Source organism: Alteromonas sp. ABH4_452, from assembly GCF_056311825.1.
Window position 1 is genome coordinate 3,815,865 of sequence record NZ_CM149973.1, and the last position, 20,550, is coordinate 3,836,414.

Annotated in this window: 21 protein-coding genes; 6 read left to right on the forward strand and 15 right to left on the reverse strand. The window is 44.0% G+C overall.

The window, feature by feature from the left end; translation table 11 throughout:
* Window positions 1-13: 13 nt before the first annotated feature.
* From flgJ to ACYX4N_RS16470, 11 genes are all read right to left on the reverse strand, one after another.
* Entirely contained in the window at window positions 14-964 is a 951-nt protein-coding gene (gene flgJ, locus ACYX4N_RS16420; protein ID WP_476054767.1) for a flagellar assembly peptidoglycan hydrolase FlgJ, read from the reverse strand.
* 60 nt (window positions 965-1,024) lie between these two features.
* The gene (locus ACYX4N_RS16425; protein WP_474808271.1) at window positions 1,025-2,137 is read right to left on the reverse strand and encodes a flagellar basal body P-ring protein FlgI; all 1,113 of its coding nucleotides are present in this window, start codon (window positions 2,135-2,137) and stop codon (window positions 1,025-1,027) included.
* A 20-nt stretch (window positions 2,138-2,157) separates the two neighbouring features.
* A complete protein-coding gene (gene flgH, locus ACYX4N_RS16430; protein ID WP_476054769.1) occupies window positions 2,158-2,838 on the reverse strand; it encodes a flagellar basal body L-ring protein FlgH in 681 nt (226 codons plus the stop codon).
* A gap of 11 nt (window positions 2,839-2,849) precedes the next feature.
* Window positions 2,850-3,638, reverse strand: a complete 789-nt coding sequence (gene flgG / locus ACYX4N_RS16435; protein WP_039223165.1) for a flagellar basal-body rod protein FlgG — start codon at window positions 3,636-3,638, stop codon at window positions 2,850-2,852.
* A gap of 46 nt (window positions 3,639-3,684) precedes the next feature.
* The gene (locus tag ACYX4N_RS16440) at window positions 3,685-4,428 is read right to left on the reverse strand and encodes a flagellar basal body rod protein FlgF (RefSeq protein WP_474831628.1); all 744 of its coding nucleotides are present in this window, start codon (window positions 4,426-4,428) and stop codon (window positions 3,685-3,687) included.
* Between the two features lie 225 nt (window positions 4,429-4,653).
* Complete coding sequence (flgE, locus tag ACYX4N_RS16445; RefSeq protein ID WP_476054772.1) at window positions 4,654-6,039, reverse strand: flagellar hook protein FlgE; 1,386 nt, start codon at window positions 6,037-6,039, stop codon at window positions 4,654-4,656.
* A 14-nt stretch (window positions 6,040-6,053) separates the two neighbouring features.
* On the reverse strand, window positions 6,054-6,740 hold the full coding sequence (gene flgD / locus ACYX4N_RS16450) for a flagellar hook assembly protein FlgD (protein ID WP_179982628.1): 687 nt from the start codon (window positions 6,738-6,740) through the stop codon (window positions 6,054-6,056).
* A 31-nt stretch (window positions 6,741-6,771) separates the two neighbouring features.
* A complete protein-coding gene (gene flgC, locus ACYX4N_RS16455) occupies window positions 6,772-7,194 on the reverse strand; it encodes a flagellar basal body rod protein FlgC (protein WP_476054773.1) in 423 nt (140 codons plus the stop codon).
* A 2-nt stretch (window positions 7,195-7,196) separates the two neighbouring features.
* Window positions 7,197-7,631: a flagellar basal body rod protein FlgB gene (gene flgB / locus ACYX4N_RS16460; RefSeq protein ID WP_474808281.1), complete on the reverse strand. Its 435-nt coding sequence runs from the start codon at window positions 7,629-7,631 to the stop codon at window positions 7,197-7,199.
* Between the two features lie 203 nt (window positions 7,632-7,834).
* Window positions 7,835-8,665: a CheR family methyltransferase gene (locus ACYX4N_RS16465; protein ID WP_179982625.1), complete on the reverse strand. Its 831-nt coding sequence runs from the start codon at window positions 8,663-8,665 to the stop codon at window positions 7,835-7,837.
* Window positions 8,666-8,680: 15 nt separating this feature from the next.
* The gene (locus tag ACYX4N_RS16470; protein WP_179982624.1) at window positions 8,681-9,610 is read right to left on the reverse strand and encodes a chemotaxis protein CheV; all 930 of its coding nucleotides are present in this window, start codon (window positions 9,608-9,610) and stop codon (window positions 8,681-8,683) included.
* A gap of 269 nt (window positions 9,611-9,879) precedes the next feature.
* On the opposite strand from ACYX4N_RS16470, the gene flgA reads away from it, so the two are divergent.
* The 3 genes from flgA (at window position 9,880) to flgN (ending at window position 11,547) form a co-directional block, all read left to right on the forward strand.
* Entirely contained in the window at window positions 9,880-10,611 is a 732-nt protein-coding gene (gene flgA / locus ACYX4N_RS16475; RefSeq protein ID WP_476054774.1) for a flagellar basal body P-ring formation chaperone FlgA, read from the forward strand.
* Between the two features lie 103 nt (window positions 10,612-10,714).
* Window positions 10,715-11,044, forward strand: a complete 330-nt coding sequence (flgM, locus tag ACYX4N_RS16480) for a flagellar biosynthesis anti-sigma factor FlgM (RefSeq protein ID WP_474808286.1) — start codon at window positions 10,715-10,717, stop codon at window positions 11,042-11,044.
* Between the two features lie 71 nt (window positions 11,045-11,115).
* Window positions 11,116-11,547 (forward strand): flagellar export chaperone FlgN, encoded by a 432-nt coding sequence (flgN, locus tag ACYX4N_RS16485; RefSeq protein ID WP_476054776.1) that lies wholly within the window; start codon window positions 11,116-11,118, stop codon window positions 11,545-11,547.
* 142 nt (window positions 11,548-11,689) lie between these two features.
* Here flgN and ACYX4N_RS16490 read toward each other — a convergent pair whose 3' ends face one another.
* Complete coding sequence (locus tag ACYX4N_RS16490; RefSeq protein WP_476054777.1) at window positions 11,690-12,127, reverse strand: LPP20 family lipoprotein; 438 nt, start codon at window positions 12,125-12,127, stop codon at window positions 11,690-11,692.
* A gap of 344 nt (window positions 12,128-12,471) precedes the next feature.
* Between ACYX4N_RS16490 and ACYX4N_RS16495 the strand changes: the two genes are divergently transcribed.
* From ACYX4N_RS16495 to ACYX4N_RS16505, 3 genes are all read left to right on the forward strand, one after another.
* Window positions 12,472-13,653, forward strand: a complete 1,182-nt coding sequence (locus ACYX4N_RS16495) for a flagellar assembly protein T N-terminal domain-containing protein (protein ID WP_476054778.1) — start codon at window positions 12,472-12,474, stop codon at window positions 13,651-13,653.
* Window positions 13,654-13,820: 167 nt separating this feature from the next.
* Window positions 13,821-14,501 carry a transglutaminase-like cysteine peptidase gene (locus ACYX4N_RS16500; protein ID WP_179982619.1) on the forward strand — a complete coding sequence of 227 codons (681 nt, stop codon included), beginning with the start codon at window positions 13,821-13,823 and terminating at the stop codon, window positions 14,499-14,501.
* 6 nt (window positions 14,502-14,507) lie between these two features.
* On the forward strand, window positions 14,508-16,442 hold the full coding sequence (locus ACYX4N_RS16505) for a bifunctional diguanylate cyclase/phosphodiesterase (RefSeq protein ID WP_476054780.1): 1,935 nt from the start codon (window positions 14,508-14,510) through the stop codon (window positions 16,440-16,442).
* Here the strand turns inward: ACYX4N_RS16505 and ACYX4N_RS16510 are convergent.
* Genes ACYX4N_RS16510 through ACYX4N_RS16520 form a run of 3 tightly spaced genes read right to left on the reverse strand, consistent with a single transcriptional unit; the run spans window position 16,417 to window position 20,476 of the window.
* Window positions 16,417-17,013 carry a helix-turn-helix transcriptional regulator gene (locus ACYX4N_RS16510; RefSeq protein WP_476054781.1) on the reverse strand — a complete coding sequence of 199 codons (597 nt, stop codon included), beginning with the start codon at window positions 17,011-17,013 and terminating at the stop codon, window positions 16,417-16,419. The genes ACYX4N_RS16505 and ACYX4N_RS16510 overlap by 26 nt on opposite strands.
* The gene (locus tag ACYX4N_RS16515) at window positions 17,013-18,380 is read right to left on the reverse strand and encodes an HlyD family type I secretion periplasmic adaptor subunit (protein WP_474808296.1); all 1,368 of its coding nucleotides are present in this window, start codon (window positions 18,378-18,380) and stop codon (window positions 17,013-17,015) included. The genes ACYX4N_RS16510 and ACYX4N_RS16515 overlap by 1 nt, the downstream gene beginning before the upstream one ends.
* Window positions 18,377-20,476: a type I secretion system permease/ATPase gene (locus ACYX4N_RS16520; protein WP_476054783.1), complete on the reverse strand. Its 2,100-nt coding sequence runs from the start codon at window positions 20,474-20,476 to the stop codon at window positions 18,377-18,379. Before ACYX4N_RS16520 ends, ACYX4N_RS16515 begins: the two co-directional genes overlap by 4 nt.
* Between the last annotated feature and the right edge of the window lie 74 nt (window positions 20,477-20,550).

Here is a 20,550-nt window from a genome sequence, read left to right on the forward strand (position 1 = left end):
CTATGGCTTTAAACTATGGCATCAACGAACTAAGACGTTCGCTGTTATACACGGCCATTATTTTGCTCGCGTAGTCAGGGTCGGTAGCGTAGCCCGCTTCTTGAAGCGCACTTGTATAGCGCGTGGCATCAGAAGCATTTTCCACAGCATGGCTATAGCGAGGCTGTGTGGTAATAAAACGTCCGTAATCTTCCATCGCATCTTCTACCGATGAGTAAGACCTAAACGCTGCTTTTTGTTTTTGAGGCAGCCCATTGTTAAACTCTAATGTATCCACCACAGCTTGCTCGCCTTGCCAACCTTTATTGGCCTTTATGCCAAACAGATTATGCGAACTAGTGCCATCGGATTTGTGAATAACAAATTTTCCCCAGCCTGTTTCTACAGCAGCCTGGGAAATGATTGCTTTTGGATCCATGCCGTATTTCTCTGCCACTTTCTCGGCAATAGGCATAAGGCTCTCAACAAACTGTTCTGGGCTTTCGAACATGGCGTCTTTTTGTGCCGACTGGCTTTTTATCGAGTTAGAGGAAAGCGCTATGTTTTGTGCCTCAGCAACCTTGTATTCACGATTCCTATTTAGCGATGAAATATCACCGTCACTTCTTATGACACTCGCTGGCGTATAGCTATCTTCTGTTTGGCCTAACTGTTTCACAATTACATCAGCTAACCCCAGGCCCCCGCCTGATGTTAAATCTGTAGCCAGCTGCTGGTCGTGCATATCGCGGTAAAACTTCACTTGTTGAGAATTGAACGGGCTATTCTCATCGGCAAGGGCATCTTGCGCTTTACGCATAGATTTCAACATCATTTGCACAAATATCGCTTCAAACTGCTGGGCAGCTTCTTGCAATACCGTCTCATCGCCTGACGCAATGGCTTCGCGCATTTTGTTAATGCTGCCCATATCATGGACATTGCGCGCCATATCAAGCTGATTTTTTGTGCTAAGTGATTCCATCGTATTTATTCCGTTGTAACCCGTTTTATTCCTACCAGATACTGTTAAAGACTGTTCGCTTTAGATAATTACAAGCTCACCGCGTAAAGCCCCCGCTTGACGCAGTGCCTCTAAAATTGCCATCAAGTCGCCCGGTGCCGCGCCTACTTCGTTAACTGCACGCACTAACTGGTCGAGGGTAACGCCAGGCTCAAACTTAAACATTCTGCTATCAGCCAAGTCCACATCAACAATAGATTGGGTGGTTATGGCAGTTTGGCCATCTGCAAATGCATTAGGCTGCGTCACCTGCTGATTCTCAGAAATAGTCACCGTTAAGCCGCCATGGGTAATTGCTGCTGGTAATAAGCGAACGTCACTACCAATCACAATGGTGCCTGTTCGGCTGTTTATCACTACGCGCGCTGGCGCATCTGCAGGCGTGAATTCAAAGTTCTCCAGCGTTGCCAAAAAACCTACACGCTGACCTACATCCCGCGGGGCTGTAACCCGTACAGATGCGGCATCAATAGGCTTTGCAATGATGTAGCCATTTTCAGGTTGTGCGCCTAAGCGCTCGTTAATAGTGTCAGCTAGTGCTTTTGCCGTTGAAAAGTCTGGATAATGAAGATTGAGGGTTAGCGTATCGCCATTGGCAAAACCGCTAGGAACCGATTGTTCAACCATGGCGCCATTGGGAATCCTGCCAACCGTAGGTGTATTCACAACAATGCGAGAACCATCTCCACCCTGTGCGCCGAAACCGCTCACTACCAAGCTTCCTTGTGCTACCGCATAGACTTTGCCATCTACACCACGAAGAAACGTTTGAAGAAGTGTTCCACCTTGAAGGCTTGATGCTTCGCCTACTGACGAAACCGTGATATCAATAGTTTGACCTGGTTTTGCAAACGCAGGCAATTCAGCATGAACAGCCACCGCCGCAACATTTTTGATTTTGGGTTTAGTATTAGCATCTAAACTAATACCAAAGTTACTCAGCATAGTTCTAAAACTCTGCTCGGTGAATGGGCTTTGCTCCCCAGTACCAGGTAAACCAACGACAAGACCATACCCCACTAATTGGTTGCTACGTACGCCCTGTATGCTCGCTAAATCTTTAATACGCTGCGCCGCTGCTTGTGAAGATAAAAGCAGTGCAAACACGGCTAATACGACTGAAAATAAACGCATGTCCACTCTCCTACCAAAACCTAAAGAGGCCACCAAGTTGAATCAAAGAACTTAGTTAACCAGCCCTTTTCCTGTGCTCTTGCAAAAGTACCCGTGCCTGAATATTGAATGCGAGCATTGGCTACCTTCGTAGATACAATTTCATTCTCAGGACTGATATCTGCAGGGCGAATAATGCCAGTAAGACGGATATACTCATCACCATGATTCAGCGTTAGCCACTTCTCACCGCGAATAACTAAGTTGCTGTTTGGCAGCACATCCACCACCGTAACTGAAATAGCACCGTCTAAGCTGTTGCTCTGATTTGCTGCTGCATCGCCAGTGAAATCACGAGACGAGCCAATACCTAGTTGGATAGATTGACCGCCAATATTCACAGCCTGGCCGCCAAGACCCGTTATCGTATCTAGATTTACATTGGTATCTTTGGCTGTAGAAGTATCTGCAGATTTACTCGCAGATGTACTCTCGTTAAGGGTGACAGTAATAATGTCGCCTACTCTTCTCGCGGTAACATCCGAGTACAAACTGTTAGCCATGTGGGAGCGGAATAGCGAGCCGTCTTCTACCACTGTCTCACGCGGGTAATCTGGCACTACTGGCGCAAACGAGGGATCATTTGCCTGAACAGGAGGCTCTTTTGTACTGGCGCAACCGCCAAGTAAAAGTAATGCAACAGATAAACCTAAAATACGCATGACGCTACCTACTAAAGTTGCTGAATAACCTGACCAAGCATTTGGTCGACTGACGAGATAACTTTTGAGTTCATCTCATACAAACGCTGGCTTTCGATCAGGTTTACTAGTTCTTCGGTCACGTTCACGTTAGATGTCTCTAACGTCCCTTGAGAGATATAACCCAAACCTTGTAAGCCAGGGATCCCCTGAATAGGCGCGCCGCTTGACGCTGTCTCTACATAAAGGTTTTGTCCGGTAGGCTGAAGCCCCGTCGGATTCACAAAGTCAGAAATATTTAACTGCCCCAATACCTGAGGTTCAGCTTGACCGCGGATGCTCACGCTGATTTCACCATCTTGAGAAATAGTAATTTGCTGTGCATCTTCAGGAACTGCAATTTCAGGCTGAAGCAAGAAACCAGCGCCAGAGGTAACAATTTGCCCTTGGTCGTTTAAGGAAAATTGACCATTTCGTGAATAAGCGATTGTTCCGTCGGGTTGCAAAATTTCGAAATAACCACGACCTTGAATTGACATATCCAACGCATTTTCAGTGGTGAGCAAGTTGCCCTGCGTATGTGCTTTTTGCGTAGCTACCACTTTTGAACCTGAACCAAGCATTAGTCCAGATGGTAGTTCGGTGTCAGCAGAAGAACGACCGCCTGGCTGATTGATATTCTGATAAAGCAAATCTTCAAATACTGCGCGATCTTTTTTAAAGCCTACAGTTGATGCGTTTGCTAAGTTGTTAGACACCACTGCCACATCGGTTTGTGCGGCGTCTAGTCCGGTTTTACTAATCCATAGTGCTGGATGCATGTTAACCTCCGACGTTGCTCAAAGGGCAACGGTGTTTAAAATTCATTTACAGTATGCGCAGCAACTGGTTACCGCGAGTATCAAGCTCTTCTGCCTGCTTCATCATTTTGACTTGTAACTCGTAATGACGTTGAAGGCTTATCATGTCCACCATCTCTTCAACAGCATTAACGTTTGAGCCTTCAAGCATGCCAGACATTACTTTGACGTTGGCATTGGCCGGCGCAATGGAGCCATCTTCCATTCTAAATAAGCCGTCGGTGCCGCGCTCCATATCCGCGTAGTTTGGAGAAACTAGCTTGAGACGGCCTACCTCCTCGATAACATTGGCTGGGGCTCCTAGCTGTCTCATGGATAAGGTACCGTCGGCGGCAATGTTTAGGTTATCAAGAGGCACAGGTAAAAAAATCGGCCCGTTGTCCCCTAGCACCACACGGTCGTGAATGTCTGTCAAAATTCCGTCATCGCCTAGTTTGAAGTTGCCATCACGGGAATAAGCTTCTTGACCATTTTGATCTTGTACCGCAAACCAACCATCCCCTTGAATGGCCACATCTAAATCTCGGTCCGTTTTAATCATTGGACCCGATTCATAATTGTTAGACGGGCTTTCAGTCATAGAAAACACGCGGGTTGGCAAACCTTCACCGTAAGCCGGCATCGATCTCGCTTGCTCTAATTGAGCTCTAAACCCGGTTGTCTGCGCGTTGGCTAAGTTATTGGCTCTAATCCCCGTACCTAATAGGTCTTGGGATGCGCCACTCGCTGAAATATAGAGAAGTTTGTCCATGACTGACTTTTGACTCTGATTAAACCTTAAACAAGATTTTGCAAAGGCGATGCCAATCTGTGGATTTTTAACTCAGGTAGAAAATATGAAAGGTATTAAATTGATATTTAAAGGAAAATAAAAGAGCCGCTATTGTGCGGCTCTTGTAAATATCGGCAATAATGGAAGCCTTATACGCCAATGTATTGCCGCTTTTATATTCTAATAAACGGCGCTTTACCTTAACTATCGAATGTTCAGAATAGTCTGGTTTAGTGAATTGTTTACTTCCAGAGCTCGTGAATTAGCCTGGAAGTTACGCTGAGCAATAATCATATCGATAAGCTCGGTAGTCAGGTTAACGTTAGCTTGTTCTAGCGCAGAAGAATTTATTTCTCCAAACGTACCGGTTGTAGCTTCACCCGCTAGTGCCTCACCTGAAAGAATACTTTCTTTCCATTGAGTACTGCTTTCTTGAGTTAGGCCTTGTTCGTTAGAAAAACGTACCAGGGCAACACGAACAATAGGCTCTGATGTACCGTTAGAGAAGGTAGCGCGAACCAAACCGTCAGGGCCGATATCGATACCCGTCAGTCGACCAACTGGCAAACCGTCTTGTTCTAATGACGTTACTTCAAACGCTGAAGCAAACTGAGTTGGCTCGTTAGGCGTAGCGTTATTCACATCTAGATTGAAATCAATGCTTATCTGTTGCGTAGGATCCGAACCATTTGCAAGAATACCCGCACCTAGTGCTTCAGTTTGCATTTTAAAGTCTAGCGTAGGTAAGCCATCTGGCGTTTCCATACCAGAGAAATCACCGCCCTGAGAGAAAATAAGTTTAGATGCGGTTACGGCGTTACCCGTGTTACCGCCAACTGAATTGACGGCGGTAGCTGGGTCAGTATCAGCGCCTGTAGAATCTGTCATATCGACGAGGGTATCGTCTATTGCAGTCGCAACGTACCACTCGTTATCAACCCCTACCGTGTTGTCTTTAATGAAGTAATACGTCATTACGTGACTATCACCTAAAGAATCATATACCGTCACCGATGTTGCGGCGTTGTAGGTAAGTGGATCTTCCGGGTCAAAATCTTGCGGATCTAACGCAGCATCCCCTGCAGGTAAGTTCATACGAATATCAACTTCTGTGGTTTGCGCAGGTGAACCTGATGAATCTGGAATTCGCACTGGTTCAGTCGTACTTAGTGCAACTGATGCGCTTGTACCATCAGAGTTTACTGGGAAGCCCAGAAGGTTGTCGCCGTTACTGTTTACCACAAAGTTATCACTATCTAACTTAAACTGCCCAGCACGAGTGAATGAGAAATCACGAGAAGTAATTTCAGGTACGGTAGCAAAGAAGCCGTTACCCGTAATCGCAAGGTCAAGCGATGTATTGGTAAACTGAAGGCTACCTTGGGAAAATTGCTGTGCAACTTCTTGAGTAAGAACACCGTCACCCACTTTGGTTTTACCACCTGACAACAGTGATGCCGCATAAACGTCGCCAAATTCAGCTCGTGATTCTTTAAAGCCAACCGTATTAACGTTTGCGATGTTGTTGGCGGTTACATCCAAATCTTTTTGTGCGGCCGATACGCCACTCAGTGCAATATTAAAAGACATTATTGATTCTCCTACTAACTGCCGATTTGGATGACGTCATCAAGATTGATACTGACATCACCATCCAAATTCAAAATTACGCCCTGACCACTGCCGGCCAAGCTGACACTTCCAACGTGACGATTGACGGCAGTATTCAGCTGAACACCTTCACCGTTTAGTTCGCCAGTGGCGCTAATAACATATTCACCAGGTTCCATTTGGTTGCCATGTTTATCTTTGCCATCCCATTCAAACTCAATGTTGCCGGCACTTTGTGTTCCTGCATCAATGGTTTTGATTACTTCTCCAAACTGGTTCTCAATGTTTATCGTCATGTTTTGAACCGTTTTCTCGTTTACAATAACGCCTGAGAGCCCTTCCCCTTCGTTCGCCATGTAACCGACATTACCTTGAACTAGCACGTTCTGTCCGATGAGACTCGATGCCTGCAGTGCTTGATTAGATGTCATTGAAGCCGCAAACGATTCGAATTTCTCGTTAAGCTGGGAGATGCCGTCAGCCATCGTAAATGACGTCATCTGGGCCACCATCTGATCGTTATCAACCGGTGCCGTAGGATCCTGATTGGCAAGCTGTTCCGTCAACATTGAAAAGAAATCTTCTTGGGTTAGCTGCTGCTCGGTACCATCGGCAACTTTTACCGTTTCTTCCTGCCAGTACAGGTCCGTATTTAAGCCGGTGTTATTTATGGTGTTCACTGATTAATCCTCACATTATTCAAGCGGCAAATTACTGCCCTTGACCTAACTGAAGTACGCGGCGGAAGATTCGTTTGGTGGTATCCGCTACCTGTACGTTTGTTTCATACGCTTTAGAAGCCGACATCATATTCGCCATTTCTTCTACAATGTTGACGTTAGGTTTGTAGATATAGCCCTCTTCGTCTGCCATTGGGTTATTAGGCGCGTATTCCACCTGAAGTGGTGCATCACTTTCCACTATGCCTTTAACTTGAACACCTGCGCCCTTCGACTGATCTCGCATAGCGTCTTGTAATGCCGCTGCAAAAACCGGGTGGCGAGCTCGATAGGTTTCGTCATAGCTGCTACTTACCGAGTTTGCATTAGCAATATTACTCGCCGTGGTATTAAGACGGACATTTTCCGCCTCCATACCCGTACTCGAAATTTGCATTACGTTAAATAAACTCATGACTATTGACCTCCTGAGCTAAGTGCTTTTTTCATGCCTTTAATTTTTCCATTCAAAAATTCAAGGCTTGCTTGGTAGCGCAATCCATTGTCTAAAAATCGGTTTCTTTCCGCTTGGACTTCTACCGTATTACCGTCGCCGGTATCCGGCTGGGTGGGAACGCGGTACTGCATGTCAAAATTTGCCGCAACAGACGAAGAGTTGCCGCCTAGGTGGCGTTCATTTGTCCTTACCAATCCGGAAGAAGCATGTTGTTTGGTTCCACTAGATGCTTCGCTCATTGCCGACTGCATGGCTTTGTTAAAATCAATATCTCTGGCTTTGTAACCAGGGGTATTGGCGTTAGCTAGATTCCCCGAAATAACCTCCATACGCTCTGTGCGTATCTTCAGTGCTGACTCGTGAAAGCCCACCAGCTTATCTAGGTTAATAGCCATAACATGACCTCTGACATACTTTAAAAACGTTTCGTGTAGACAAGCTAAACGGAAATATAAGCGTTAAACTTTTGCCGATTTACTGTCGTTTGTTTAAATAGTTAGCAAGGCAGATGCCACAATGGGATTTTGACGGAAAGTAAAGGGGTTGGTAATTCGGCTTGAGTTTTAAAAAACTTTATTTATCAAGCCGATAAGTTAGATCATTTTTTTTGGTAGTAAAGACCAGGGTGGCACTTCACCATGCTGTAGATATCACTGGCGGCACTTATAGACTCTGACGCGCCAAGAAATAGAACGCCGTTAGGCTGCAGTTGTCCGGCAATTTGTTGCAGGATCCGCTGCTTTACTTCTGCTGAAAAATAAATCAACACGTTGCGGCAAAACACAATATCAAACCGACCGAGCGCGGCATAACTTGTAAGCAGGTTCAAACTTCTGAAGCTTACCATACGGCGAACCTCAGGCTTCACCTGCATAAGTCCCTTTTCGTTTTGTTGGAAAAAAGCTTGTCTTCGCTGTGGAGATAACCCTCTGGCAAGAGAAAGTTCGTCATAAATACCTGATTCACATTTTTGCAGCATTTCTGATGATAAGTCGGTGGCCACAATCTCAACGCCCGCTCTCAAAGCGCCTGGACGTTGACGTTGATACTCAAGCACGGACATTGCGATGGAATAAGGCTCTTGCCCCGACGAACAAGCCGCACTCCAAATGCGAACCTTCTGATTTTTAGTAGATAAGGATGGCAATAGGTCCTTTAAAAGAAGATCAAAGGGATAGTTATCGCGAAACCATAATGTTTCGTTGGTCGTCATTGCATCGATAACACTTTGTAACAAGGTGCGATCAAAACCGCGTACAACAACGTCTATCAGTTCATCTGCAGATTCGTACTTATGCTTAAAAAGCAATGAAGCCAAACGGCTGCGGACGAGGTATTGTTTATTCTCCCCCAAAACTATACCGCATTGCTTTTCAAGAAACTCTCTGAACTTTTGGTAGCTCGCGGGCGAAACGTCTTTATTAGCCAATCCTTTCCTGCTCCGTTATTCGCACTCGGTCATCAGCCACTTCTGTACAGCAGTCGCTAATTCGTCTGGGTGAAACTTCGCTATAAAGTCGTCTGCGCCAACTTTTTGTACCATTGCCTGGTTGAAAACCCCACTTAATGAAGTGTGCAGAACAACGTGAAGTTTTTGAAGTTCAGGAGTATTTTTGATTTCTGCAGTCAGGGTATAGCCATCCATTTCGGGCATTTCAATATCAGAAACTAGTACACCAACGCGGTTGGTTACGTCGCCATACTCTTCAGCAATTTGTTTAAGACGATTAAGTGCTTCAAGACCATTTTTAGCAAGCTCGATTTCAAGACCTAATGACGTAAGCGCCTTTTTCACCTGATTCCTCGCTACCGCCGAGTCATCCGCTATAAAAATAATTTTGTTTTCTTGACCTTCTGTGGTTAGCCCCTCGGCCACGTCAGCACTCACTTCAGCGTTTAGCGGAGAAATCTCATTGAGAATTTTTTCTACATCTAGTATTTCAATGAGTTCGTTTTCAACCTCAGTAACTGCCGTCAGATAGCTGGCGCGCCCCGTGCCCTGAGGTGGTGGCATGATGGCATCCCAGTTGGTATTGATAATGCGCTCAACAGCGCCAACCAAAAAACCTTGCACCGAGCGGTTGTATTCAGCAATAACGATAAACGCGTTAGAGAGGTCTTCAATTTTACGACCACGCGTAGCCATACTCAGGTCAATAACCGAAATAGTTTGGCCACGAATGTGTGCCACCCCACGAACTAGTGGATTTAGTTTTGGCATTGCCGTAAGCGGAGGACACTGCAATACCTCGCGCACTTTAAACACATTAATCCCAAACCGCTGACGGCCGTTCAGTCTAAACAGCAACAACTCTAAGCGGTTCTGCCCAACAAGCTGCGTTCGCTGGTTTACCGAATCTAAAATACCCGACATAGGTCACCTCTAAGTAATACTGGGCATGATCATTGCCTCTTATGATAAGAATAGACAATATCACTAAATTTTTGCAGGTCAAACGACAGAAAAATGACACTGAAGGTTTAATCAAGCTTCACTAACGTTTTAATACTGCCTATTGAATCATGTCATGTTGAAGCGTGTACTTTTACACCTTGAACTAACTATTGTTGTTAAACCCGCTGTTTACAAACATAGATTTCACTAAGCATAGTCAATTAATCGCAAACTGAACACGAAATGTCATGATGAAAAAGATAAACGAAAAAATGCGTACCAGATTCTCTCGCTCGTTCACCTGCTTAGTAGTTGGTTTGCTAATCGGCTCACTAAGTAGGCACTGCTATGCTGCGGCGTCCAATCATGAACAAGTTGAAAGCGGTGCCAAGCAGTATTTGATAAATCAACTTACTGATAATGCGCAGGATACTAACATTGATGTGGATATTGTGAAGATAGACGATCGGATAAATATCCCAGACTGTCCAACCGGTTTCCAATATAATGCTTCACAGGAAGCGTTGAGCCAATCCTACATATCTGTTCGTGTAAGCTGTAAAAATAACGAGTGGTATTTGTTTACCAGCGGCCAAGTGACGCGAACTAAAGAAATTGTGGTGACTCAGGGCGCAATTAGCCCTGGAACGGTATTAACCTCATCAAATTTAACGAAGGCAAAAGTAGATGTGAGACGTTTACGCTATACCGCGTTTACCGATTTAGAATCGTTAATTGGCGCTAGAATGAAACGCCGCATTACCGATGGACAAGCAATACAGTCTAATATGCTATGCTTTGTGTGCAAAGGCGATAGAATAACTATTACTGCCGAGGTTGCGGGAATGGAAGTTAAGACTGCTGGAATAGCGCAGCAAGATGGTGTGGTTGGCGATAATATAAAGGTTATCAATGCCAGTAGCCAAAAGGCCATTATTGCCAGAGTCGCAAGCCCTGAAGAAGTCGTGATACACTTATAAAGGTAAGTGTAAAATATCTACTATTTTGTTCTCAATTTAGCTAAAGATATTAGTCTAAAGGCCGATATATATTACAGAGGCAAGAGAGTAGTGAGGACTAGATATGGCAATTAACAATATAAACAATGGGTTACCTAAAACGCCCGTTGATAATGGGAAAGTAGCGCAGCAGAACCAGACGCAGCAATCTCAACAACAAGCTTCAGCGCAATCGGCACAAACGGCCGCAGCGCCGAGACAAGATTCGGTTTCATTGACGCAATCTGCTCAGCAGCTGAATCAAGTCCAGAAAAAAGGGACTGAGGCTCCTGTGAATCAGGAAAAAGTTGATCGCCTTAAAAAAGCGATTCAAAGTGGTGAGTACAAGGTTAATCCTGAAGTGCTTGCTAATAAAATCTCAAAGCTAGAATCCGAGATTTTTGGTACTAAATAATTCGGCACTAAATAATCTGGTGTCAAATAACTAGTTAGAATTTATCAGACACGTTCAATGAGACAAGTATAGTGACAGAACAAGTAAGCCAGTTAACACAAGCATTATCACGTCAAGTGGAGCAAATGACTTCACTTGCGTCGCTGCTTGAAAAAGAACTGCAGCTTATTAGCTCGCGTGACGCCGAATCATTGACGAATTTGTTAGACGAAAAAACAGACCTTCTGGGTTCTATTCAATCACTGGATTCAAGTATCGAAGATGCTATTGCTAACGAAGATGCGATGTCGGAAGACGATGAAGCATTAATGGCTAACGCCAAGAAGCTTCTGGAAGATTGCAAATATCGAACACAGGTTAATCAAAAAGCCGTAGAGCAAGGACAGCTACGCCTCACACATTTGCGGAATTTGATGATGGAAGTTCGAGCAAAAGAATCACTTACTTACGACAAAAAAGGGAAGCCGAAAGGCGGAGCCTTAGGCTCTGGAGTAAGTGCATAGGCTTTTAAATAGCCTTGTATCGCCCTAAAGCGTTAACTACGCTGTGCATAAACCACATCACCAGTTAATCCCACTCGATTATCGCGTATTTTTTAGCATCCCACTGCAATGTAATTAGCGCGAATCGCCTTTAACTTACTTCCTAGTAATACTTTACATCTTTCACTCGACGCGGCTTAGCAGTCGACAAATAAATATCGTAGACTTGCTGCATATCTAAAGAAAGCTCCGTAACGTAGGTATCCTCACCCACGGGATAAGTCTTAACGACCTCGGCGCCTCTTATTACTCCTTCCACAGACGCGCGTAACGTTTCACTGTCAACAACAAGACGTGATACAGATTGACTACCTTCAATTTTTTGACCATACACCTGCTCGGTTAACTCGCGGTATGCATCTAATTTTGACGCTTTCATCGCCATTATTAGCTTCATACTGTCAGACTCGCCTTTTTGCGATGAAATCGGTGCGTAACCAACCGCCTTTAAAACAGGGTAAGTTTCAGGCTCAACGGTTTCCCATTCAACGTGTTTATCAATAATGCCACAACCACTCAAAGAAATTGCCAGGCCAATCATGGAAGACCGCAAAAGTAATCTCGAATTTTTTAGTCCATTCAACCACATAATTTAAAACCTCTTTGTACATCAATAACGAGTTAGTGACGTCTAAATATTTACCTTTATGCCCTTTATAGGTTAATAACATTTCAACAAAGCGTTATGAATAACATCAGATTCCATAACGACAGTTTGCAGTCATATACCCTGGTACGAAGGAAATAAGCAATATATGCGCCCGTTTGCTTTTAAAGATAGCTTCCCACTTTAATTGGCACTTTTTTCGCATAGAACTCGCGTAGGTCTCGCATTAATTACGACATTATTTAATCGCAATAACTAAACAACCACAGAGGTGTCACGTGCGACAAGCAAGCAAAACAACGCTAATGGCATGTTTAAGCAGAGCAATGGCCGCTGTTTGCCTACTTAGCCTAATCGCTGGGCAAGCCCATGCCGTTTGGTATGAAGCCACTGGACAGGCTGTGGTAATGAACGGTAACAAGGAAGCAGCAAAACGCGCAGCAACACAGGATGCGCTAAAACAAGCTATGTTGTTTGCTGGAGCGTCAGTGCAAAGTGTAGCCAAACTAACTAATGGGCTTCTGAAAAACGAAGAGATGACGATCCGTTCGACAGGAGAAGTCGAGCAGTTAGAGCTCGTCAGCGAAACTTATAACGGTGATGTAGTCACAGTTAGTGTACGTGCAGACATCTTTCCTAGAGGGGAAGTATGCTCAGCACAGCAGGACCAAAAGCACTTTGCGACTACTCACTTTAGAATAAGAAACAGAACACAACTGACTGAAGGAAATATTCCACACTTTGATAAGGCGTTTACGCAGCGTTTAGCTAAGGCAATGCAAGAACAGACAGACAATCTCAGTATTACTTACGTTGCTCCCCATACTGCAAAGTTTGATAGCCGATATACCGACAAAAACGTACGTACACTATCAGATCAAAGTAACACGCAATTCGTTATTGTCGGGGTTATTGATGATTTAAGCGTTACACAAAAAGAAGCATCCATGTTTACACCATGGCGAAGCAACACTTCACACCGTGCTTTTGCAATGTCTGTACAAGTTTATGACGGAATAAACGGCGGCCTATTGTTCAGTTCCTCTTACAATGCTAATGAAGAGTGGACGTTTGACAGATTTGAAGACATCGATGAATTTTCGTCCACTTTTTGGCAATCACGCTACGGTCAGGCGATTGATGGCTCAATAAGCCAATTAATAGAAGATATTAAAGAGTCGACAGCCTGCCAACCTGTAACGGGTCGTGTTATCAATATTGCGAACAATAAAATTTCGATATCTCTTGGGCGAGATAATGGCATATCTGAAAAAGATGAACTATATCTTTATCAGGCCAAAGAGGTGGTCGATAATCGCGGTAGAAAATATCTTCAATATACGCTCTACCCCGGTACATTTATTGTTGATAGTGCATATGGCAATTCGTCTGTGGTAGTAAACGCTACATCGGGAATTACTGCGAATATTCAGGAAAACGATTTTGTAGTTAAGAAGTAAATTAGCTTTCACTTTATCAAATGTAAGTCACTGGCGTTGGGGAAACAGGGTTGGAATATCAACAAACCCGTGTTATACCTATAACTACGTATAGTATCTAATACTTAAACTTCAGATAGAGACAAGTACTCTCTCTTATACTTTAGTATGACCTACATAATAAAAATATGACCCTTTCTCTGTTTGCGTCGCACTGCTTAGCATTAGTAGCCTTGCTACTGGCTGGACAACAACTGAGGGATCACTATGTCATCGAGTTTCCAAAGCTCGAACAGGAAGTTAAAAATAATTTTGGAGCTGACAAAGCCTTACATGTCAGTGCGCTAGAAACTAAACTTCACGACCTTGAAAATAAGGCTGTTAAAGAGCAGCTTATCGGTGTAAACGCTTTCTTTGACGAGCATATCCAGTACGCTACCGACGATATCGTTTTCAAACAAAAAGACTATTGGGCCACGCCTTCGGAACTTTTTGGTCATTCTCGCGGAGATTGTGAGGATTATGCCATTGCAAAATATGTAGCTCTGCTACACTTAGGTATCGATAGTTCTAAACTTCGCCTAATTTATGTAAAAGCGAAAATTGGTAGAAGCCGAGTAACGCAAGCACATATGGTTTTGGGATACTATGATTCCCCTTCATCGGATCCTTTGGTGCTAGATAGCTTAGTGTCTAATGTGTTGCCAGGTTCTCAACGAACGGACTTAATTCCTGTATTCAGTTTTAATGATTCGGGTATTTGGCAGCCGGGTAAAACTGCACAAGTTTCTTCGTCTACCAGCAGACTATCAAGGTGGCGTGATGTTATTGAGCGCATGAAGCAGGAGGGGATTAGCAGAAGGTCTTAGGAGTTTATGTCAATAACAAGAGAATTATGGCTAGCCATTGTAGTCGTCGTCCTTGTTGCAATTGTAGGTAGTGTCACAATTCATGGAATAACTACCAAGCAATACGTAGAAGAACAGCTATATTCAAAAAACTTAGACAACGCGAGTATGCTTGCTCTTACCCTAAGTGGGCTTGATAAAGACCCTGTTTCGCTCGATCTCTTCATAATGTCACAATTTGACATTGGTCACTACGCTTCCATTGTACTTCAAAAATCTGACGGTGAAATCGTTTCTGAATACACTCATGAAGTGCAGTTGGACGAAAATACGCCAAAGTGGTTTTCAGATAACTTTTCTCCCATAGTCAAACCCGGTATCGCCCAAGTAAGCGAAGGTTGGGGTCAATACGGTACGGTTTATGTCGAAACAGATACCAGCTTTGCCGTTGCATCAATGTGGCGCGCCACTAAACGACTTATTTTTGGTTTATCACTGGTCGGCATATTTTCAGGCTTTTTAGGGGGCTGGGCACTGCGCTATATTATCAGGCCTTTAGACGGTGTTGTGCGCCAAGCTGAATCATTTCAGCAAATGCAATTTATCCAGCTAAAAGAGCCTCGTACATTAGAACTTAAGCGTGTAGTGCGCGCTATGAACTTTCTTGCTACTAACTCTAGAAAGATCATGGATGAAGAGAATACGCGCCTTGATCTTATGCGCTACAAAACACAATTTGATGACGAATCTGGTGTAGCAAATAGGGATTATTTCATCTCAATTCTAAAAGGGCAGCTAGCTTTTAGAGACACCGAAGGGGTGAATTGCCTTTTCTTCGTGAGATTTACCGAAGGCCAAGGTTTTCTGCGTTCACCGGCAAATATCAGAAAAAAGCGTATTCGCGATTTTGTTGAAGAAATTAACGATTGCCTTGCGTTACATCATCATCAATTTACTGACAGCAGAATTGCTAGAATGCAGAAAAACGAGTTTGCCATTTTGCTCACTGAAACCCATGATGCCGTTGCCATATCAGAAGCGATTCACGGCGCTTGCTTAAGCGCGTTTAGCAACGAAGGCGATCCTGAGGTATTTCAATCGGTTGTTAAACTTCGCCCAGACGACAGCTTCTCTGCTTTATTAATGCGAGCAGATGCGATGATTGATGAAGCAGAACTGTTAGATATGAATGAACCCTTCATAGAGTCAACGCTCAAAGAATTTATTAGCTTGGTAGAACAAAAGCGCTGGGAAAAAGAGTTACAAAATACTATTGACGAATCTGGCGTCGAAACCTTTAACTTCCCGGTTTTAGATATTGACCGCAACTTGGTTCACTATCAGAGTTGGGCGGGCGTTACAATAGATGGTGAACTAAGAAAAAGTGGTTATTATACCCATTGGGCTCGCTATCTCGGGCTTCTACCCCAATTAGAGCTAACAACGATTACTAGCCTGATCAACTATATTAATAACACTAAAACAAACTCAAAATTTGCGTTTCTCTGTTCTGAGCAATTCATGCTCAACCCAGAGGTTCTTGCTCAACTTTATTATCAAATCGGTACCAACGAAAAGGCAGCGAAACAGTTGTGTTTTGAGGTGCGAGAATCTACCGCGACGCGCTTCCCTGATGAGTTTAGAGATTTTTGTACAACCCTAAAAGCCAAAGGTTGCGAAGTGGGCTTGAAGCGAGTTGGAGAATCTTTCTCGCAACTGTTGAACGTGCAGGAAATGGGTTTAGATTATGTAAAAATCGATTCAGCGTTTATGGCAGATATCGATTTCAATCCTGCCAATCACGCCTTTATACGTGGGTTCTGCTCCCTTGCGCATACTTTTGGTATAAAAGTTTATGCAGACGGCGTTAAGCGCTCAGGCCATCAAGAACTATTCATTGAATTAGGGATAGATGGTGTGGTTTCACACATTGAAGTTATAGAGCATCTTTTAGATGACTAAACTCACCTATACGAAGTAATAAGCTTATCCTGTCTTTCGCTTCAAACTTATGAAGGAGCGTACCAACATATTCTTTAACGGTACGCTCAGTAATGCCGTGCTCCCTTGCTATCTCCTTGTTGCTTAACCCCTCCAAAATACCATTTAATACATCTTTTTCTCGGTTGGTTAGCTCTCGCAGCACAGGGAAATTACGTTTTGTCTGCAAATTAGCAGCGACATTTGATGTAGTCACTGTTAATAACTCGTTGGGCAACCACATGCCTCCAGCTTCTATAACACGGGCTACAGAAGATAGTAGAGATTGGGTTCCTAATGCATGACAATATGCTCTAGCACCCAACATTAGTGCTGTTTGCATCTCTAGGCGGTCATATTTATAGGTAAGTAAAACAAGATTTTCAGCTTTTTGTTTTACCTCAATCAGTAACTGACGCCAGTTATTATCGCTTGCCATAATCCATACGCAGTCACTACTATCGCACTTCAGTTCATTGACACTACTATAACTAGACCAAGCGTATTGAGTAAGTGCCCCTTGTAAGTCTTTTTCTGCAATGAAATGTCTCATTAACGCTCCCTCAGCGCAGAGGCTGTCACATTAAACAAAGGCGATAAAATGTAATTAAGAACGGTTTTCTTGCCCGTTAAAATATCTACTTGCACAATCATTCCGGGCAGAATATCTAAGGATTCATCTGCAATGCTTCGCTTTGTTTCAAGTCTAACAAGGTAATAGGTTTCATCTTTTTCATTGGTAATGGCATCTGCACTAATGTGCTGAACCTCAGCCGACATGCCACCATAAATAGTAAAATCGTATGCACTAAATTTCAGGATAGCCGGCTGCCCTTCTCTAATAAAAGCGATGTCTTTCGGTGAGACTTTGGCCTCAACAATGAGCTGGTCGTCTTGAGGTACTAGCTCGACAACAGCGCTACCAGGTGTAATAACGCCGCCAACCGTGTTGATAAGTAGCCGTTGAACCGTTCCATTGATAGGCGAACGCAAATCAGCTTGCGACACCACATCTTCTAAACTTGTTTGAGACTGCTGTAGCATAGCCATTTCACCAGTTGCATCGGTCAATTCTTGATTCCATCGATTAACTAGTTTGAGGCGGGCTTCTTCCTTCTTAATAATTTCTTCTTCAATAGCATTTAACCCACGCTCTATTGCCACTTTAGATTTGCTGATGTTGCCTTCAAGCTCAACAATTTGGCGCTCTAATCTAAGAATTTCGATTTCCGACACAGCTCCTGATGCTAATAATGGTTTAGTAACCGCAAGCTCTTTTTTAGAAAGCGTCAGCACATTTTGATATTGGGATAGATTAGCTCGCTCTTCTTCAACATCTTGTCGGCGTTGTAAGATACGAGAATCAGAACCCGCCGCGATTTCATCAAGCTCAGCTAAATTCGAGTTATAGAGTTTTCTCTCATTATCAACGATGGTAGGCGCTTCTTCTTGAAGCTCTCGGTTAAACCGCAACACCTCGCCCTGGGTAAGCGCAGATAAGCGCTGAACCTTTGCCGCAAGTGCTGCAAATTGCGTGGTATTTTCTTCCAAACTAGATAGGAAACGTGTTGGATCAACTTTTAATAGCACCTGTCCCGCTTCAACGGTTTGTCCTTCTCGTACTAAGATTTCTTGTACTATTCCACCATCGTATGATTGAAGTACCTGCAGCTGCTGTGACGGAATAACCTTCCCATCACCTTTAGCCACTTCGTCAATTTCGGCGAAATAAGACCATACCACTAACAAAAACAGTACTATTAGCACGACATAAAGCAGGCCACGGGCTTTTACCGGCGTTTGCATAATGCGCGACCATTCTGCTTCTAACACCCAATCTTGACCTGGGGGCGGCGCAAGCCAGCCTCGCATTAGCCGCTGTAACCAGTCCTTTTTTTCACCATCACTTTTCAAAATCATGGCGCCCTCTTCAATACTTGACTGGGTTGTCTAAACTGCACGAGTACCTCTTCCTTTTTTCCATCGGCAATCACTTTTCCGTTTTCTACAACAATGACCCGTTCTACCAAGTCGAGTAATGTGGTTCTGTGCGTATTAATGATAAGAGTTTTACCTGCCGTTGCCGCCTTAATCGTTTCCTTCATCTGCGCTTCATTAGTTGAATCCATGGCTGAAGTTGGTTCATCCATAATGTAAATTGCTGGGTCTCGCACTATGGCCCTTGCCATCGCCACAGCCTGACGCTGCCCACCTGACAGCAAGCAGCCGCGCTCCCCCACATTTTGCTCTATGCCACTCGCGCTTCCATTAACTAACTTTGCCAAACCACATTGAGTAATGACTTCCCAAAACTCAGCCTCGTCAATATGTGTATCCTCTGGCAAAATATTGTCTTTTAATGAGCCGTGAAAAAGGCTCACATCTTGCGGTACATAGCCTATTTGTTTACGTAACAGCGTTGGGTCATACTGCTGAAGGTCTATTCCATCCAACAAAAGCTGCCCCGATTCAGGGCGATAAAAAGCCATAAGAAGCTTGTTTAACGTTGACTTTCCGCACCCGTTTTTGCCCAAAATAGCAACGTGTTCCCCTTGTTTAATAGAGAAGTTAATGTCTTTTAACGCGAGTACGGTTTCATCTGGGTACTTGAAGCAAAGCTGGCTAGCGTCAATATTCCCTTTTAGCACGACATTGTTTTTAATCTGTTTGTTGTTACCTGTTTCACTTGGTAAAGACATAATGTCATCAAGGGCATTCTTTGCGGTTTCAGCGTGGTGGAATTGCGCAAGCAAAGCGGCAGCCTGAGAAACCGGCCCCATAGCTCGGCTTGATAATAAATAAGCGGCTATTAGTCCACCTTGTGTTATCACGCCCTCAATAATGAGGTAAACACCAGTGAGGATAATAACCACACCCACAGATTGCTGGATCCAGAGCGCAGCGTTATTAACCGACATTGATACTAAACGTAGTTTGGCGTTGACTTTGGCAAGAAATATCGTCTGCTTTTCCCACGCACTTTGATTTCTACTTTGATAACCAAACGCTTTAACGTCCTCTAATGACGTTACGCTTTCAGTCACAAGCGAGCTTTTACGAGAGCTGATTTCCATCGATTCTTCAGAAAGAGAACGCATTACCCGCTGCGCCTTCATCGCATAAAGGAAAAGCGCAGTAGCCCCAATGAGTATTGGAATGATCAGATAAAAATCAATCATGGCGATAATGACTACGAAAAGTAGCCCAAAGGGTAAATCAACCAACGCCACTAAGGTGACTGAACCAAAGAACTGCCGGATACTTTCAAAAGACTGTAGGCTATTTATAAATGATCCACTTTTGGCAGGTTTACCAGCCAAGTTTATAGACAGCACTTTTTCCATTATTTTTGCCGATAACGTGACGTCCAAACGACTCGCCGCTAACTCAACAAAGTATTGTCTGAGCATGCGCAATAGAAAGTCAGCGGCTAACACAAGCAGAACGCCTATAGCTAATGCCCACATGGTTTCTAAAGCAGCATTGGGCACTACCCTATCGTAAACATTCATCACAAATAGGGGTAATGCGATAGAAAGCAAACTAATAAATACAGATGCTAAGAGTACGTCGCGGTATAAACCTTTTGCCGTTCTAATGGATGACCACAACCAATGCCCTACTGAAGACTTGTCTATCTGCGCATTCGTTTCTTGTGCATTCATCTCGGGTCGAGCAAAAATGACGTACCCCGTATAGCAGGCGCTTAGTTCATCTCTAGGTACTTCCACTACAGCATCGTCGAGTTCTGGATAGGAAACTCTGGCATGGGTATTATCGAGACCATGCAGTACACAGGCCTGCTTCTCATTAAGCACTAAAACGGCGGGTAAAATTGCAGTGTTGATATGGTCTAGTTCGCGCTTGACCGTCCTGCTGGCGAGTCCAGCGCGTTTTGCTGCGCGCTCAAATCCGGTAGGCGATAGTTCACCATGATCTAAAGGCAGTCCGCTAAGCAAGCTAACTCGAGATACATCTAAATGATGGGCGTGACAGATTGTTATTAAACAATCCATCAACACTCCCCCTTGTCTCTCCAAATAAGATATGTCGTCTACGACCTTCTTTTCCTTCATATAGGCCTACACAT